15 protein-coding genes are annotated in these 15,687 nt (G+C 55.9%); 8 read left to right on the top strand and 7 right to left on the bottom strand.

Features of this window, described 5'->3' with window-relative positions:
• From WCK51_02660 to WCK51_02650, 3 genes are read left to right on the top strand one after another with little or no spacing between them, the layout of a single operon-like run.
• On the top strand, positions 1 to 1,077 hold the full coding sequence (locus WCK51_02660; GenBank protein MEI7575767.1) for a hypothetical protein: 1,077 nt from the start codon (positions 1 to 3) through the stop codon (positions 1,075 to 1,077).
• Positions 1,078 to 2,136: an RNA 3'-terminal phosphate cyclase gene (locus WCK51_02655; protein ID MEI7575766.1), complete on the top strand. Its 1,059-nt coding sequence runs from the start codon at positions 1,078 to 1,080 to the stop codon at positions 2,134 to 2,136. It abuts the gene before it with no gap.
• On the top strand, positions 2,117 to 2,740 hold the full coding sequence (locus tag WCK51_02650) for a hypothetical protein (GenBank protein MEI7575765.1): 624 nt from the start codon (positions 2,117 to 2,119) through the stop codon (positions 2,738 to 2,740). The genes WCK51_02655 and WCK51_02650 overlap by 20 nt, the downstream gene beginning before the upstream one ends.
• Here WCK51_02650 and WCK51_02645 read toward each other — a convergent pair.
• Entirely contained in the window at positions 2,718 to 3,380 is a 663-nt protein-coding gene (locus WCK51_02645) for a lysophospholipid acyltransferase family protein (protein ID MEI7575764.1), read from the bottom strand. The two genes, WCK51_02650 and WCK51_02645, sit on opposite strands and share 23 nt — an antisense overlap.
• Positions 3,377 to 3,973: a hypothetical protein gene (locus WCK51_02640; protein MEI7575763.1), complete on the bottom strand. Its 597-nt coding sequence runs from the start codon at positions 3,971 to 3,973 to the stop codon at positions 3,377 to 3,379. The genes WCK51_02645 and WCK51_02640 overlap by 4 nt, the downstream gene beginning before the upstream one ends.
• 150 nt (positions 3,974 to 4,123) lie before the next feature.
• Here WCK51_02640 and WCK51_02635 point away from each other — a divergent pair, with 150 nt between their 5' ends.
• From WCK51_02635 to ribA, 4 genes are all read left to right on the top strand, one after another.
• The gene (locus tag WCK51_02635) at positions 4,124 to 5,029 is read left to right on the top strand and encodes a carbohydrate kinase family protein (GenBank protein MEI7575762.1); all 906 of its coding nucleotides are present in this window, start codon (positions 4,124 to 4,126) and stop codon (positions 5,027 to 5,029) included.
• 23 nt (positions 5,030 to 5,052) lie between these two features.
• Complete coding sequence (gene uvrC / locus WCK51_02630) at positions 5,053 to 7,047, top strand: excinuclease ABC subunit UvrC (GenBank protein MEI7575761.1); 1,995 nt, start codon at positions 5,053 to 5,055, stop codon at positions 7,045 to 7,047.
• A 57-nt stretch (positions 7,048 to 7,104) separates the two neighbouring features.
• A complete protein-coding gene (locus WCK51_02625; protein MEI7575760.1) occupies positions 7,105 to 7,629 on the top strand; it encodes a hypothetical protein in 525 nt (174 codons plus the stop codon).
• Between the two features lie 487 nt (positions 7,630 to 8,116).
• Positions 8,117 to 9,322, top strand: coding sequence for a GTP cyclohydrolase II (gene ribA, locus WCK51_02620; protein MEI7575759.1), 1,206 nt, complete (start codon positions 8,117 to 8,119; stop codon positions 9,320 to 9,322).
• Here the strand turns inward: ribA and WCK51_02615 are convergent.
• The 5 genes from WCK51_02615 to WCK51_02595 form a co-directional block, all read right to left on the bottom strand.
• Entirely contained in the window at positions 9,304 to 9,879 is a 576-nt protein-coding gene (locus tag WCK51_02615) for a mobile mystery protein B (protein ID MEI7575758.1), read from the bottom strand. The genes ribA and WCK51_02615 overlap by 19 nt on opposite strands.
• A 4-nt stretch (positions 9,880 to 9,883) precedes the next feature.
• The gene (locus WCK51_02610; GenBank protein MEI7575757.1) at positions 9,884 to 10,363 is read right to left on the bottom strand and encodes a mobile mystery protein A; all 480 of its coding nucleotides are present in this window, start codon (positions 10,361 to 10,363) and stop codon (positions 9,884 to 9,886) included.
• Positions 10,364 to 10,410: 47 nt separating this feature from the next.
• Positions 10,411 to 11,802 (bottom strand): putative N-acetylmannosamine-6-phosphate 2-epimerase, encoded by a 1,392-nt coding sequence (locus WCK51_02605; GenBank protein MEI7575756.1) that lies wholly within the window; start codon positions 11,800 to 11,802, stop codon positions 10,411 to 10,413.
• Positions 11,799 to 12,899, bottom strand: coding sequence for a DegT/DnrJ/EryC1/StrS family aminotransferase (locus tag WCK51_02600; GenBank protein ID MEI7575755.1), 1,101 nt, complete (start codon positions 12,897 to 12,899; stop codon positions 11,799 to 11,801). Before WCK51_02600 ends, WCK51_02605 begins: the two co-directional genes overlap by 4 nt.
• Positions 12,900 to 12,988: 89 nt before the next feature.
• Complete coding sequence (locus tag WCK51_02595; GenBank protein MEI7575754.1) at positions 12,989 to 13,123, bottom strand: hypothetical protein; 135 nt, start codon at positions 13,121 to 13,123, stop codon at positions 12,989 to 12,991.
• Between the two features lie 329 nt (positions 13,124 to 13,452).
• On the opposite strand from WCK51_02595, the gene WCK51_02590 reads away from it, so the two are divergent.
• Positions 13,453 to 15,567: an acetylornithine transaminase gene (locus WCK51_02590; protein MEI7575753.1), complete on the top strand. Its 2,115-nt coding sequence runs from the start codon at positions 13,453 to 13,455 to the stop codon at positions 15,565 to 15,567.
• Positions 15,568 to 15,687 lie beyond the last annotated feature (120 nt).

Below are 15,687 nucleotides of genomic sequence, written 5' to 3'. Positions count from 1 at the left end.
ATGAAAAATAATCGTCAAAAGGAACAGGCCGACTTTACGCCAGACTCGCTCGGCGAGCTCCCGATGACGATTGCTCGATACGCCCTCTGGGGAGGAGTCACCGTGTTCGCGCTCTGCGTGATCGCGGTGATTTTCTTAATGAACGTCGCCGCTGGTGATGCCGCGAAGGCCGCTCAAATCGCGACTAATATGGGGATGTTTGAGAAGGGACTTATTCTTGGCCCGATCCTCATCGCCCTCGGCTCGGCATGGCTCTTCTGGGAAGAAGAGATGATGGTCGGATTAAACATTGTCTTCGCCCTTCTCATCTTCTTTGCGCCGATGTGGCTACCGCTGGTCCTCACAAACGCCCAGCCTGAGACTTCGAACCCTGGCGTGAGGAAAGGCTACGAATCGCTAGCCATCGGTGGTCAAATCTTCGTTGGCTTTGCCACGGCGATCCTGATCGGAGACATCATCACTCGGGTCCGAAAGCGCATGGTGTACGGCACCAAGGCTGCCCTGCTCAAGTACGGCACCAACATCAAGGAAGAGTCGGACCGAAAGAACGTCTTCATGGGCAAGTGCTGGCAACTACCATTCTGCCGAAAGTTCGTCCGCGAAAAATGTCCGATCTACCACGCCAATCGAACCTGCTGGCGTGAACTGGTTGGCTGTATGTGCGAAGAAGCCGTCATTTCGGCAGCAATGACCGGAAAGCCGGTCTCCAAAGAAGCATTGCTTAACGGAACCGCCATCCCGCGAAACAACAAGCTCACCGACAGCCAGAAGCGACAGCGATGCCACAACTGCGTCATCTATAACGAGCACCAGAAGCACAAGTACAAACTCGCCATGCCGCTCGCGATGATCTTCTACGGAATCGTGTTCTTGCTGTTCCGTGAGTCTCTCGGTGGCTGGGTTTCTGGAATGATGACCGGTGCTAACAAGAAGGTGAGCGAGATCACAGTTGGGGCGGTTAAAACGGTTGGTGCAGGTGAATACTTCAACCAATTCTTGACCGTCGCCATCATCCTCGTGGCTTTTGCCTACACCGTCAAGCTGATCGAACACGCGATCTTTAAGTTGAAGATCTAGATGGCGGAGCGCGAAAGTCTGCTCAAGATCGATGGCTCGCACGGCGAGGGCGGGGGCGCACTCCTCCGAACTGCCTTGCAGATGTCCGTACTTACTCAACAAGGCTTTCGCATTGAGCACATCCGGTCCGGGACGAAGTTTATCGGGCTGGACGTCGAGGACATCACGTTCATCAAGGTCCTTGCTTCACTCACCGACGCCGAAGTCAGTGGCCTTGAGCCAAGTTCACACTCGCTCCTGTTTGTCCCAACGAGAGTCCCGAAGCTCCTTAAAGGAGCAGTAAAAACGGAGCGGAACGAAAATGGTCGTGGTTCGAACGCCTTGGTGCTCGCCTCATCCTTGATTCCAGTCCTGGCAACCGCCGGCGGTTTCTCCGAGTTCACCGTCGAAGGAGAGACCTATTCAAACAACTCGATGTCATTCGACTACTTTGCTGGCGTGGTCGGAACCGTCCACCGTAAGCAAAACCTCTTCGCCTCATTAGAGATTGAAAAGGCAGCCTATAACCGCGAAGCCGAGGGCACAATATCTGTTGAAGTTGAACCAGGGACCTTCACCGGCTTGAAGTGGGCGGACCGGGGTCGACCAAAGCTGATGCGAGCAGTGATCAGCTACAGCGGCTTCCCCCATCCTGTTGCAGAGCGGTGCATTGCTCACCTCCAGAAGCTCGCCCAGAGCGCACGACAGACGATTGATGCCGATGTATTCGATCTGGAGTCCGACGGACCAGGAATGCACTGTACGGTGTGGACTCAGTATGAGAATGGAGTCGGAGGAGCTTCCGCTTCGGGTACCCGCACCCTGCGAGCCGAGCAGCTTGCTCACTCCGCGTTCGAGCGGTGCTTTGAGTGGATGACAACAGACGCGTCGCTGGATCCCATCGCCGCCGAACACGCACTCTTGCCTGCATGCTTGGCAAACGAAAGTTCGGAATTCAAAGTTTCCGAGTTAACATCCCGGTTTTTAACGGCAATTTGGGTGATAAAGCAGTTCTCGCCCGTCAGAATAACGGTGAAGGGGAGTCAGGGAGGATTTGGACATGTCAGCGTTAGTCGCTAGAGTTTTTGGGATTGGCTTGGCCCTGGCGGTAGCTTCGGTTACCCACGCCGACCGTTTGGTCAACGTGCCGACGGCGCGACCCTTGAGCAAGAATGCGATCCGCTTTGAGTATCTCGGTGGCCTCAATAACTCCAGCGCTGAAGAGCAGTTTGTGGCTTTTTCGGTTCTTAACGGACTAGAGTTCGAAGTTCGCCGCCGGATTCGGCCAGATGAGAGCGGACGGACGACCTTTGACCTCGGTTACAACATCCTCAGCCCAGTGGCCTCAACTGCTCCAGGAATTTCGCTTGGTCTGCTTGATGGGCTTGGAGAGACCCAGGATGGACGTAGAGCCTTCCTTGCGCTCACCTTTCGAGAACTCCTGGATGTTGGCGAAGTTGGTGAGAATGGCGATGTGACATTGGGATACCAGAGCGGCAAGCTCAGCGGCCTGTTCGTCGGCATTTCACTCCCCTTTTCCGGCCGAACCAGGATGATCGTCGAGCACAATGGAGCTCGCCTCACAAGCGGCTTCGAGACGAACCTCACGAAGGGACTCGATGCCAGGCTCTTCATCCAGGACAACCTGCTTCTCGGCGGAATCAGCTTTTCTCGGAAGTTTTGAGCGGTAGACCTTGCGCTCCGCAAAGCTCGATGATTCGCCGTTCTAGTTCGCGGCAGAAGATTTCACGGTTCTCTCTCTCGTTAACTCCAGTCGCCACTTCGGCATAGGTGAAGGGCTTACCGTAAACAATCGATACCTTTGCGAACTTCGGCAGAGCCGAGCCGCGTGGAAGCTTCCGATGCGTTCCAACGATTCCGGCAGGTACGACGGGAGCACCTGTTTTCTTAGCGAGCATCGCCACGCCCCGGCTGATCGGGTTCATTGTCACGGCATCACCGCGAACTCCCTCCGGGAACACGACGAGAGCCTCTCCTGCCGACAGAATCTCAATCGAAAATCGAATTGACTCGGTGTCGCCCTCGCCCCGTTTGACCGGAAACGCCCCCAACGAAGCGCAGATCTTGCCGAAGAAGCCGCCAAAAAGTTCCTCTTTTGCCATGAATCGCATTGGACGACGACCGCCACATGCAACCGCAGGAGGGTCAGCATTACTCACATGATTAGGAGCGATAATGACCGGTCCGTTAGCCGGAATATTGTCCCAACCCGACGACTTGAACCCCCCACCGCAACGGAAAAAGAAGACGCGAACAAGCCAGCGAACAAATGCGAACCAGGTTGGGTGAGACTTGGTTTTCAATTTTCGGCTTTCTTGTACATCACTTTGAGAAGCTCGTAAGTGAGGGCGTCCAAAAACACCGAACGAAGGTAAAACTTGCGCTTGTCATCGTCGCTCATCTTGTCTGTTTTGATTGATGGATCGAGCGACTTAGGATCCAGGATGTTGACCATTACTTTGAGCTGGCCTTCGTCCAAGGAGAGCTTCGCGGCATCTTCCAGGATCTGGACGTTTTCGGCCACTGCGATGCGGCGGCGAATTAAGATCGCTTCTTGAACCGCGATGACCTTTGCTTGAAAAGCTTTATCGGGGTAATCGCCTTTTTCCACTGCGGCTGTCACCGCTTTCTTCACGTCGGCGTCGAGTTTGAGGAGCTCTTTAGCGTCTGCCTCGCGAACTTCCAGCTCTTTAGAACGACACTTTTCCATCGCGGCCATCATGTCGCCGATCTGCTTTTTCTTAAGCAGCAAGGGGAGGACAAATTTGACGACGTTCAACTTGTCAATATTGATAAGCACCTGGTTGGCGTCTTGAACGTTCTTGCTGGGGGTCTGGGCACCGGAAACTGCCCCAAGAGCCAATGCTCCGGCGACGAAGAGAGATACAAGTTTCATGGTAGGTCTTCCGTATTATGGACGGTTCGCTCCGATTCGTGTTTCGCGGGCTCTACGTTTCAAAAACCAAGAGCCTGAACATAAAGCCCTAGCGCAAGCCAAAAGGGTACTTGAGTAGGTAAAGTTTCCCGGAGGAAATTATCTCTCGGTTTGGTCATAGTCTACGGCACCATATGTGTTGATCGGATTCGGCGTATCACAGATATGCCGAAGAAGGGTGGCTATTGCCCCGTCTTCGACCAAATTGAACTTCTTGGTGGCGAGGCCGCCAATACGGCCTGCTACCTCACGATGTGGCGTCAGGAAGTCGCCCTGGTTGGGAACACCCTGGGAACCGGATTTGAAGGCGAACAGCTCCGCATGATGCTCCTCGAGAAGGGGCTCGATGTTCACCTTCTGTCGCGGCAAGGCGAGACTCCGGTATGCGATGTCTACGTCACCGATGACGGCGACCGGACCATGTTCGGTTTCGGTTTCCACGACGAAGAGTTCTGTACTAGCAAAGCCTCTATCCCGGTCAGGAAAGGTGCCTGGTTTACCGCTGACCCCAACATTGCCGACGGCAGCCGAGAAGCGATTGCGGCGGCGTACGCCTCGGGAATGCACCTGTACCTGATGGACTTCTTCCGTGAGGACGAGCGCATTCCGGAAGGCTCGATTTGCCAGTACGGCACCGACTGGGTGGGTGAGAGGCACAACCACGATGTGAATCTCAAGTGGGTGACAGACTGGACTGCCAAGCACCGGTGCACAACGATCCTAACAGATGCCGGTCAGGGCTGTTACGTGTGCGAGCCAGACGAAGACCCGCTGCACCTCCCCGCGTACCCGGTCGAGATCACCAAAGACACTACGGGGGCTGGTGACGCCTTCCGGGCTGGCACGCTCTATGGTCTCACCCACCGCTGGAGTTTGGGCCACTCGCTACGCTTCGGAGCCGCCGCCGCCGCGCTGAAAGTTCCGCACCTCGGAGCGACCGAGCACATCCCGACCATCCACGACGTGAAGGACTACATCCAACAATTCCCGTCCGTTAGCAAGGCTTACGACTTCTAAAAAGCGTATCCTTATGTCTACAGATGCGCGGTGAGAAGAAGCCAAAGGTATGGCCCGAACAGGTGACGGAGCGGCTGAAGAACTTGCCGACTTCGCCTGGTTGTTACATCTACCGCAATGAAAACGCCGAGGTTCTTTACGTCGGAAAGGCAATCAACCTCCGAAACCGGGTTCGCAATTACTTCCAGGCCAGCACCAAGCATTCGGCCCGCATTGCCCGGTTAGTCTCGAAGATTAGAGACATCGAGTGGATCGTTGTTGATTCTGAGCTTGAAGCCCTGGTTCTTGAGTGCAATCTGATCAAGGAGCATCGGCCGCCCTACAACGTCCGTCTAAGGGATGATAAGAGCTATCCGTACATCGTCATCACCAACGAGAAATATCCTCGAGTTTTGTTCACCCGAAAAGTCCGAAAGGACGGGGCGAAATATTACGGACCCTACACCAACTCGTTCTCGGTTCGAGACACCCTGCAGCTCCTCCACAAAGTCTTCCCTCTCATTCCATGTAACAAATCCTGGAGCGGAAGGCCCGAGCAGCGGCCCTGCTTGTACTTTCACCTCGGTCGTTGCATGGCGCCTTGCGCGGGAATGTCGATCAAGGAGGAGTACGACGTTGTTATCGATCAAGTCGAGCAGTTCCTAAAAGGCAAAGAGGACAAAATCGCTTCTGACCTTCGGGTAAAGATGGAAGAAGCGGCGGAGGCACTGGATTTCGAGGCAGCGGCGAAGATTCGCGACCAGCTCCTGGCGATCGAACATACGCTACAAAAGCAAAAGGTTCTGAACTCTGACGCGGCGGATCAGGACGTTATTGCGGTGGTGAAGGACGAGCGGTCGACCGCGATTCAGATGCTCTACATCCGAGGTGGAAAGTTGATCGGGCAACGGCAGTACATGCTTGACGGAGCCGGAGAGGCAAATGCGGGGGAATCTGTACAAGAATTCGTCAAGCAGTATTACGCCGATGCGGCCGAGGTTCCGCGCGAGATTCTGCTGCCGGTCGAGATCGATGAACGGAATATCGTCCAATCCTGGCTCCGCCAGCGCAAAGGCTCAGCAGTGTCGGTCGAGGTTCCGCAGGGTGGCGAGAAGCTGCGCTTGCTTGAGATGGCGGCAAAGAACGCCGAGCTAGCTCTCAACGTTCTGACTCAGGAGATGGTCGCCAAAGAGGACTGGGCGGCCGAGGCGATGCAGCAGCTCCAGGACTCGCTCGGCTTGCCAACGTTGCCGTTGCGGGTTGAGGGCTACGACATCTCGAACATCCAGGGCACGGCTCCGGTGGGCTCAATGGTTGTTACAGAGAATGGCGAGGCGGCGAAGGCGGAGTATCGGCGGTTCAAGATCAAGTTTAATCCGGAGAGTCCGAACGACTTCGCGATGATGCACGAGGTGATTCTGCGTCGCCTCCGGAATTACTTAGATGGGAACGAGAAGTTCACCAAGCTCCCCGATTTGTTCATGATTGACGGCGGAAAGGGGCAGCTCGCGGCGGCTCTGCGTGCCCGAGACCAACTTGGTCTCACAGTGCCGATGGTGGGCCTCGCCAAGAAGCAAGAAGTGCTCTTCATCCCGGTTCCGAAGAATCCGGGTGCCTGGCAGTACGAAGCCGAAGGCGAGGATATCCCGGTGAAGCGATCAATGGAAGAGATGGTGGCTCTCTACAAGACGAAATCTGCACCCGTCTTCTCTGAGGCTGGAACAAAGGCTCTGCCGGAGTACGACTATCGCGAGGTCATTCTGCCCCTGAACTCGCCGGGGTTGATGCTTCTGCGTCGCCTTCGGGATGAGGCGCACCGGTTTGCTTTGACGTTCCACCGCAAGATTCGGGATAAACGCATGAACGGCTCGACCTTGGACGAGATTCCAGGCGTTGGTCCCCGTCGGAAGCGGTTGTTGCTGCGCACGTTTGGCTCGATCGAGGGGATTCGGCGGGCATCGGTGACGGAAATTGCGGCGGTTCCGACACTGACAACGGGGCTGGCGGAGCGGATCAAGGATATCTTGAGCGAGGCTTAGTCCCACCAACATTGTGAACTGTTGCTATCGTTAAGTCACTTTACTCATACTGCTGTTATGAGAAAGTTTCTCTTTCTAGGGTTCGCCATCCAATTTGTTGGTTTAGCACACGCACAACAGTTTGACTATCCGACTCGCAGAGCATTGATTGCTAACATCTGCCCAGCTGTGAAGATCGAATCGTTCAAATTTACAAACGGCACTAGTAAGTTCATCTCGGAATTCAGTTGGTCGAATTCTGGTGACAAAGACGTGCTTGCCTTCGAATTGGTGACCGTCAAATTTGACCCTTTTAACAGGTCGATCACTGGAGGACGGAGCGTTTTGCCAGGACACAACAGTGCGAAGTACGAACCTCTAAAGCCCGGTGAGAAAGACTCTGACGGATCTAGTTCGCTTGCCTCGGGTGCACACACCTATACGGCATTCATTTACGTTCGCACAGTGCGGTTTGTGGATGGGACAATTTGGTCTTTCAACGCGGCAGACCTTCTCAAGTCCATAAAAGCTCAAGCCCCTGACATACTGGAGCCTGGTCCGCTGTTTCCTGAACCAGCAAAGCCCACTTCGAGCGGCGTTTAATCGTGAATCGCTACTGGGCAGGAAAGCTTTCTCAAGCGATTTATGAGCTTGTAACAAATGGTGACCCAGTCAATGTTCGTCTCAAACAAGCTCTCCTCATTTTGGATGGCCTGGATAGAAATTCACTTTCTCCTGATGAACTTTCTGCATGGGATGAAGTGATGAAACGTACTGATGGGAATCGCAAAACCCTGCGACTACGGAGAACTACAGCCTGTCGCTGCTACAGAATACTTTTCGAGCTTTACGAGCGCAACGAGGATGTCCCGAGTTAATCGCTGTTGCAGTTCCACCCGCCAAGGGGCACGGGACCCGGGGAGAGGCTGATCCTAGAGCGAACGCGGCGGGATCGGACGCTTCTCGGGTGGGGTTTGGCTTTGGGCCGGCGGGTAGAGCGTGCCTTTTCCTCACCCCCTGCCCCTCTCCACTGGTGGAGAGGGGGTTGTTCGGACGAACTCCCAACCCGAACTAGACGTAAACTATACATGTGAGCGTGTTTGCCTCCATCCCCGAAGCCCTGGAAGAACTGAAAGCGGGCAAGATGATTATCGTGGTCGATGACCCCGACCGCGAGAACGAAGGGGATTTGGTGGTTGCCGCTGAGACATGTACCACCGAGATCATGAACTTCATGATCCGCCACGGGCGCGGAGTTCCGTTCATCCCAACCACGGCCCAGCGCCTCGCTGAGCTTGGAATCCCGATGATGACCAAGCAGAACACCGCTCGCCACGGAACCGCCATGGCCGAGACAGTTGACGCGATTCACGGCGCCACCACGGGCGTCTCCGCCGGAGACCGGGCCCTGACTGCCGCCGTCTTCGTCAACGACAACGCCAAACCAAGTGACTTAGGAAGACCCGGCCACATCATCCCGCTCCGGGCCGAAGAAGGTGGAGTGCTCGTTCGCGCCGGACACACGGAAGCCATCGTCGATCTGTGCAAACTCGCCGGATTCAAAGCCGCCGGAGTCGGCTGTGAGATTCTCAACGAAGACGGAACAATGATGCGCCTCGACGATATGGTCCCCTTCGCTGAGCAGCACGATCTTAAGATTGTCACCATTGCCGACCTCATCGCCTATCGCCGCCACCAAGAAATCCTTATCCAGCGCGCGGCTGGCCCAATCGACTTCCCAACTAAACACGGTCACTTCAAGCTCTACGCCTACGAGCCGACCGTCGAGCGCGACCCGTACGTCGCCATCGTCAAAGGAGACGTCTGCACCGAAGAACCAGTTCTCGTCCGAATGCACTCAAGCTGCCTGACGGGTGACCTCCTCGGATCGCTCCGCTGCGATTGCGGCGAGCAGCTTGAGCAAGCTCTTCAAAAGATCGAAGCAGAAGGGCGCGGAGTCGTGGTATACATCCAACAGGAAGGGCGCGGAATCGGCCTCATTCCCAAGTTAAAGGCCTACGAACTTCAAGATCAGGGAATGGACACCGTCGAAGCCAACCTCGCTCTCGGCTTCAAGGCCGACGCCCGCGACTACTCCCTCGGCGCCCAGCTCCTGGCCGACCTCGGAATCCGAAAGATCAAGCTGATGACCAACAACCCCGCCAAACGCGCTGGTCTCATGGGCTACGGACTTGAGATCACCGAGTACGTCCCCATCATCGCCGAACCCGACGAGCACCGCGAACGGTACATGGCGACCAAGCGCGATAAAATGGATCATCGGCTGCCGGAGTGAGGCCACATCAGGTCTAGCAACAGTTGGAAGCCTCCGCGATCCGCCGCCCGTAGCGACTTGATGTTGTCAACCCTATCGGCGTCCCAATTCGGACGGTCCGAGCCGAGCTCCACTGCCAGTCGCTCCGCAGCGAGACGTGCATGGCGACCGTTACCGTTCGAGAACGGATGAACCACGACGAGTCGGTGATGGAATCGGGTGATGATTTCCAACCTCGGGTAGCTCTCATACTCAATCCAAGTCTTGACATCCTCGCACAGGTTTTTGAGTTCTGATTCAATCCGGTAGCTCTCGACCCCGATGTTCTTTGCCGTCTTTCGGGGCTTGCCCGCCCATCGCCACACCTCGCAAAACATCCGCTGGTGCAGTTGCTTCAAATTGCTCGGAAACAGGATCGTCCATTCCGCTGAAAGCGAGCGCAACCACACGCGGGCAAACATGATGTTATCGGCCTCGGCCTCATTCAGCTCGCCCTGGGTCAGCAACCTTGGAATCAGGCCCGCGATCTCATCCACATCCAAGGGTGTCGACCCCGGTGGTTCTTCAAAACGAATCACAATTTCACTTCCAAAGCTGCTTTGTTTCGTTGACCAGCAAGTGCTGAACCAGTCGTTTCCGAGCGGAGGCGAAGTAAGTTTCCGAAGGCTCTTGTGCTTCCAGAGCCATCGTCACCCGCACCTGTTCCAACTCGGAATCCGCAATCGTTTCCGCTCGCTGCTCCATCATTGTTTCGAGCCCGGAGCGCGGAAGCATTAGCACAACCAGCTCGCAGTCCATCGCCGCCGCGGCAGCTCGGAGTTTGCGGAGGGTGATCGAGTCGTTCTGTTCGGACTTTTCGAGTTGCATCACGGCTTGCCGTGTCAATCCCAGCCGGTTTCCAAGCGATTCCTGAGACATGGTGAGAGCGTCGCGAATCGTCGCGATCCAACCTTTCGGCGGGGCGGGGGGCAGTGTTGCGCGATCGATCCTGTTGAGTAGATCATCCAGTTGGCGCGGTCGTGACAGTCGATAAGAATCATACATAGCAGATAGTATTGACATCTTTCATTAATTTGTCAAGGTTTATCTTTACAGAAAAGATGAATATGTCAATGCAGATTGGACAACCACATCGACCCGAACAGCCCCGCCTCCGCTCGATAAGGGCTCGCGACGCAGCCTAGTCGAGCCAAATGCGGTGCAAGCCAAGGAGAAAGTCCGACTCCGCCGCAGACCACAATGTGGTCGGGGTAGTACATCTCGCGGATCAGTTTAACCGCGGTTTCGAACGCGACAATAGCGTCTGCTTGTTGCTCATGTGTTGGATTCGGTGAGAGTCCGGCTCCACCAAGAAGGTCTTCGATCGTCCGCCCCAGCGAGGTCATCACATCATTCAAGCGAGGATATTCACCCCGCTTGCCGCAGATCAGCTTTCCGTCCCGAACCATCCCGGCTCCCACCCCAGTTCCGAGGGCTAAAGTCGCGACATTGGAACCCGCAATCGAAGGGTGGCAGGCGTGACCCCAGGCCGTCGCAAGGCCATCATTAAGAGCTCGGGTTGGAACTCCGAGGGTCTCTGCGGAGAAGATCGAACCGTGGTGGCCGGGGATGATTGGTTTGGCTTCCCAGACTTCGCCAGTCAACGGGTCGACGGTGCCGCCCGTGCCAACACCCAACGAGGAGACCTCGGTTTCGGCAATCTGTTTTCGAACCCACGCAAGCCGCTCCTCACGGCTATCCGGCCGTTCGATCTTTCTAATATCGACCAGCTTCTGGCCTTCAAAGACTCCCAATCGAAGCCAAGTGCCGCCGATATCCACAGCTCCAGCTCGTCCCAAAACCAAACTGGGCATGAGGGCTCGGGTCTGCTTGACGGGATCATTGATTGCTCCACCAACAACTACTGCGGTTGCTCCGATACGCAGCGCTGCCTCAACCTGCCAGCGATGAGCATAGCGGCCCTCGGCGATAATTGGCTTGCCCGAGCGAACCGCATATCGAACCAGGTCGAAGTCTGGACCCTCGGTCATCGGCCGTGCCGAAGTGTAGCCAGCGAGTGTCGTCCCAATCAGGTCGCAACCCGCCGAAACCGCCAGATCAATTGCCTCCGGCGAGTCGCAGTCCGCCATCGCCATCGCACCGCCCTGATGGATCATTGCGACCAACTCATGGAAGCCCAGTGAGGGCCGCATGCGCGGTGTAGCATCCAGCGCGATCACTTCACACCCCAAGTTTAAAAGGTCCTGAACCTCCATCTCGGTGGGCGTGATGTACACATCTGATCCTGGGTACGACTTCTTGATCAGGCCGATCACCGGCTTGCCGGTCGCTCCTTTGATTGTCTGAACATTCTCGACCCCTTGTAGGCGCAGTACCTCGACACCTTGATCAAGCGAGCACTTGGCCAACTTCAACAAAGTCGAGGAATCGTCCACCGCCGCCCCCTCACTCGCCTGTACAGAGGCAACAAGCGGGCAGCGATGTAGTAAATCGAGGATCATTTGAACGCGCGAATCTGTTCGCAGGTGTACATCACGTGTTCATCCGTCAGGTAAGGCTGAATCGGCAGACTCAAAACTTCTGCCGAGACCAAATCGGTAGCTGGCAATTCCCAGGGCGGCGAAAACTGCTTGTACGGCGTGTGGTGATGGATCGGCACCGGATAGTAAATCATTGAAGGTACGCCGTTCTGCTTCAAGTGCTCTTGCAAAGCATCCCTACGAGTTGCCCGAATCGTGAACTGGTGATACGTGTGGTTGTTCCCAGAAGAAACCACTGGAAGCTGAATCCCAGTCACTCCGGCAAGCTCTCGTCTATAAATCGCAGCGATCTCGTTCCGGCGAGCCGTCCACTCAGGGAGCTTCTTCATCTTGACCCGAAGCACCGCCGCCTGAATCTCGTCGAGGCGTCCGGTGTAGCCAAGATGGTCGTAGTAGTACCGCTCACGACCCATTCCGTGAACTCGAATGGATCGGCAGCTCTCCGCGACTTCGTCGCTGTTGGTCACGATCATCCCCCCATCGCCAGCAGCCCCGAGGTTCTTGGTGACGTAGAAGCTAAATCCAGCCGCCAGCCCAAAATTCCCGGCTGGGACTCCGTTGTGTGAACTCTCAATCGCCTGCGCCGCATCCTCCAAAACGATCAAGCCATGTTTCTCAGCAATCGCCTTGATCGCCGCGACATCGCAAAGTTGACCGAAGAGGTGAATGGGCAAAATCGCTTTCGTCCGTGGCGTGATCGCCGCTTCGATACAAGCCGGATCCATCATGAAAGTGTCAGGATCAACATCCACAAAAACCGGAGTCGCGCCGGTCTGGACGATTGTCTCGACGCTGGCAACGAACGTAAACGCCGTCGTAATGACCTCATCGCCCCGAGTGATCCCGGCGGCATCCATCACAATTCGAAGGGCATCGGTTCCGCTGTGAACCGCAATTGCGTGCTTGGTTCCGTGCAGAGCGGCGAACTCCTGTTCAAACGCCTTGTTGTGCTTGCCCAGCACATAAGCCCCGCTGCTGATCACCTCATGAACGACCGCGTCGATTTCGGCGGCCTGCGAGTCGTATTGGGCCTTTACGTCATAGAAAGGAACATTCATTGTTCGTTTGTTAAATTGTGACAGGTTTACGCAACGACGCCCCGCTCAGAATGAGTCGGGGCGTCAAAGTCGCTAAATGCGCGAGTGTCTTACTTGGCTGCTTCGCCAGCAGTTGCTGCTGGGGTTGCTGGAGCTGCGCTAGCATCTTCAGCCTTTGCACCGCAACCAGCGAGAACGCCACCAATCACACCGAGCACCATAACGAGAGCGAGAATTTTCTTCATATTTTTTATCCTTTACACCTCCTGAGTGTAGTTTTTGCCCCACGGCGTTCCCCCGTACTTGTACGTTGAACCGCGTTGCAGAGTCATTATAGTGTACGCGAGAACGTTTGCAAACGATTCATCTAAGTTTTTTTCGTGCTAAGCTACGTTTGTGGTTACAACTGAGTTCAATCCGAACTTCGTCGGCGCGGTTGCGCTGGTAGCCCGTCGTCGCGCATCGCGTCGTATTTAGGGGAATCGCTTCCGCCCGAGCAAAGTCGCTCCTTCCGATTCCCCCAAAACTCCTCCTCACCCGATCCGCCGCCGGATTCTTGCACTCTTTTCTTATCATGCTGAAATACGACACCATCAAATCGCTCGACACCGAGTATGTGACGCCAACCTATAACCGACAACCTGCCCTGTTCGTGCAGGGCTCGGGCGCAATCCTTTGGGACAACCGTGGCAAAGAATACCTCGACTTCCTCGCCGGTATCGCCGTCAACAGCCTCGGGCACTGCCACCCCGCCATGGTTGCAGCGATTACTCGCCAGGCCCAGCAGCTCATCCACACTTCCAACATCCTCCTGACGGCCCCCCAGGCCCAACTTGCCGAAAAGCTCTGCCGTCTCTCCGGAATGGATAAGGTGTTCTTTACACCTTGCGGAGCGACCGCAAACGAAACCGCTCTCAAAATCGCCAAGAAGCACGGGAACACCAAGCGCCCCGACGGCGACTACGAAATCATTACGTTGCAAAAGTCTTTCCACGGGCGAACGATCGGGGCGCTTTCCGCCACCGGGCAACGCCGCTACCAGCGACCGTTTGAGCCTTTGATGCCAGGCGTTAAGCATATCGAGGCAAACAACCTTGACGAGCTGAAAGAAGCATTTAGCCACAAAACAGCAGCGATCCTCCTTGAGCCGATAATGGGTGAAGGCGGGGTACTAGCTCTCACTACTGAGTTTCTTGTCGAAGCCGAGCGACTCTGCCGAGAGCACGACGCGCTCCTGATGCTCGACGAAGTGCAAAGCGGCGTCGGCAGAACTGGAGCTTGGTTCTGCTTCCAACACCACGGAATCCGACCCGACGTCATGCTCCTCGCTAAAGGTCTCGGCGGCGGACAACCGATCGGAGCCTGTCTCACGGCAGGCAAGGCGGCATCCATCCTCGAAGCTGGAGACCACGGTTCCACCTTTGGCGGCTCGCCGATCTCAGCTGCCTGTGCATTGGCGGTTATCGATACGATCGAGCACACCGATATCATGGACCAAGTGAAAGCCACTGGCAAGCTTCTTGCCGAGGGCTTGAAACAACTCAAAGGAGTAGTTGAGACTACTGGTATGGGTCTCATGGTAGGAGCAAAGCTTGAAAAGCCCATCGCAAGAGATGTTGTCCGCGAGGCGTTCGATAAAAGGCTCATCATCAACGCCACCGATGAACACACTCTCCGCTTCGTGCCGCCGCTCATCATCTCCCCTGAGCAGGTTCAACAGTGCCTTGCAATTGTCGCCGAGGTCCTCGGAGTCGAGGCACCAAAACCTGTTTCTCTGGGAGCAACAAGCCGCGTCACCAGGAAGCCGTACGGTGACCTGCTCTCCATTGACGACCTCATGGACTCTCAGATCGATGATGTCCTCGACCTTGCTTCCTATCTGAAGCAACGCCGCAAACTTGCCCCTTCCGCCATCACACCTGTAGAGGGCCGAAGTGTGGCAATGGTCTTCGAGAAGTCCTCGCTGAGAACGAGAGTCTCCTTCGAAACCGCCCTTTACGAACTTGGCGCCCACCCGATTTATCTCACCAAAGCCGACATCGGAATCGGCTCGCGCGAGGCGATGAAAGACGTTGCCCAGAATCTCTCAAGGTGGTGCACGATGGTTGTCGCCCGTCTCTACTGGCAGAAGGATCTCCACGTCCTCGCCGACAACTGCGACGCTCCGGTTATCAACGCCCTCACCGAGTGGGAGCATCCTTGCCAAGCCCTTGCTGACATGCTCACGATCAAGGAAAAGTTTGGCGATGAAAAGGTGAAAATCACCTACGTCGGTGACGCCAACAACGTCTCCCGCTCGCTTGCTAAGCTTGCAACTCGAATGGGTTACCCGGTCACCATCTGCGGTCCCGAGAACTTCCGACTTGATCCGCTGCCTGGTCTTCATCAGACAGCCTCACTCGAAGAAGGTCTGACCGACGCCAAAGTCGTGTACACCGATGTCTGGGTCTCGATGGGCGACGAGCACGAGCAGGAGCACCGAATGAAGATCTTCCAGCCGTTCCAGGTGAACGAACGAGTGATGGCCATGGCCGACCCCAACGCGATCTTCTTGCACTGCCTACCGGCCCGGCGCGGACTCGAAGTCACGGATGGCGTCATGGATTCCGCCCAAAGCGCAGTTAATGATCAAGCTGAGAACCGCCTCCATGCCCAAAAGGCGTTGATGCAGCGAGTTCTAGGACTCTGATCTGGAGTGCGGTGGCATGGCACCGCTTTGAATGTGCCGAGCTTGCTCGGCTCCCGTCAGTAGTTTGCACACGGACACCGCGACAAGTCGCTAGAAGCAAAAGCGGTGCCATGCCACCGC

The sequence above is a fragment of the Armatimonadota bacterium genome (assembly GCA_037138755.1).
Classification (GTDB): Bacteria; Armatimonadota; Fimbriimonadia; order Fimbriimonadales; family Fimbriimonadaceae; genus Fimbriimonas.
The sequence above is the reverse complement of the archived record's forward strand: the minus strand, read 5'-3'. Positions and strand labels throughout refer to the sequence as shown.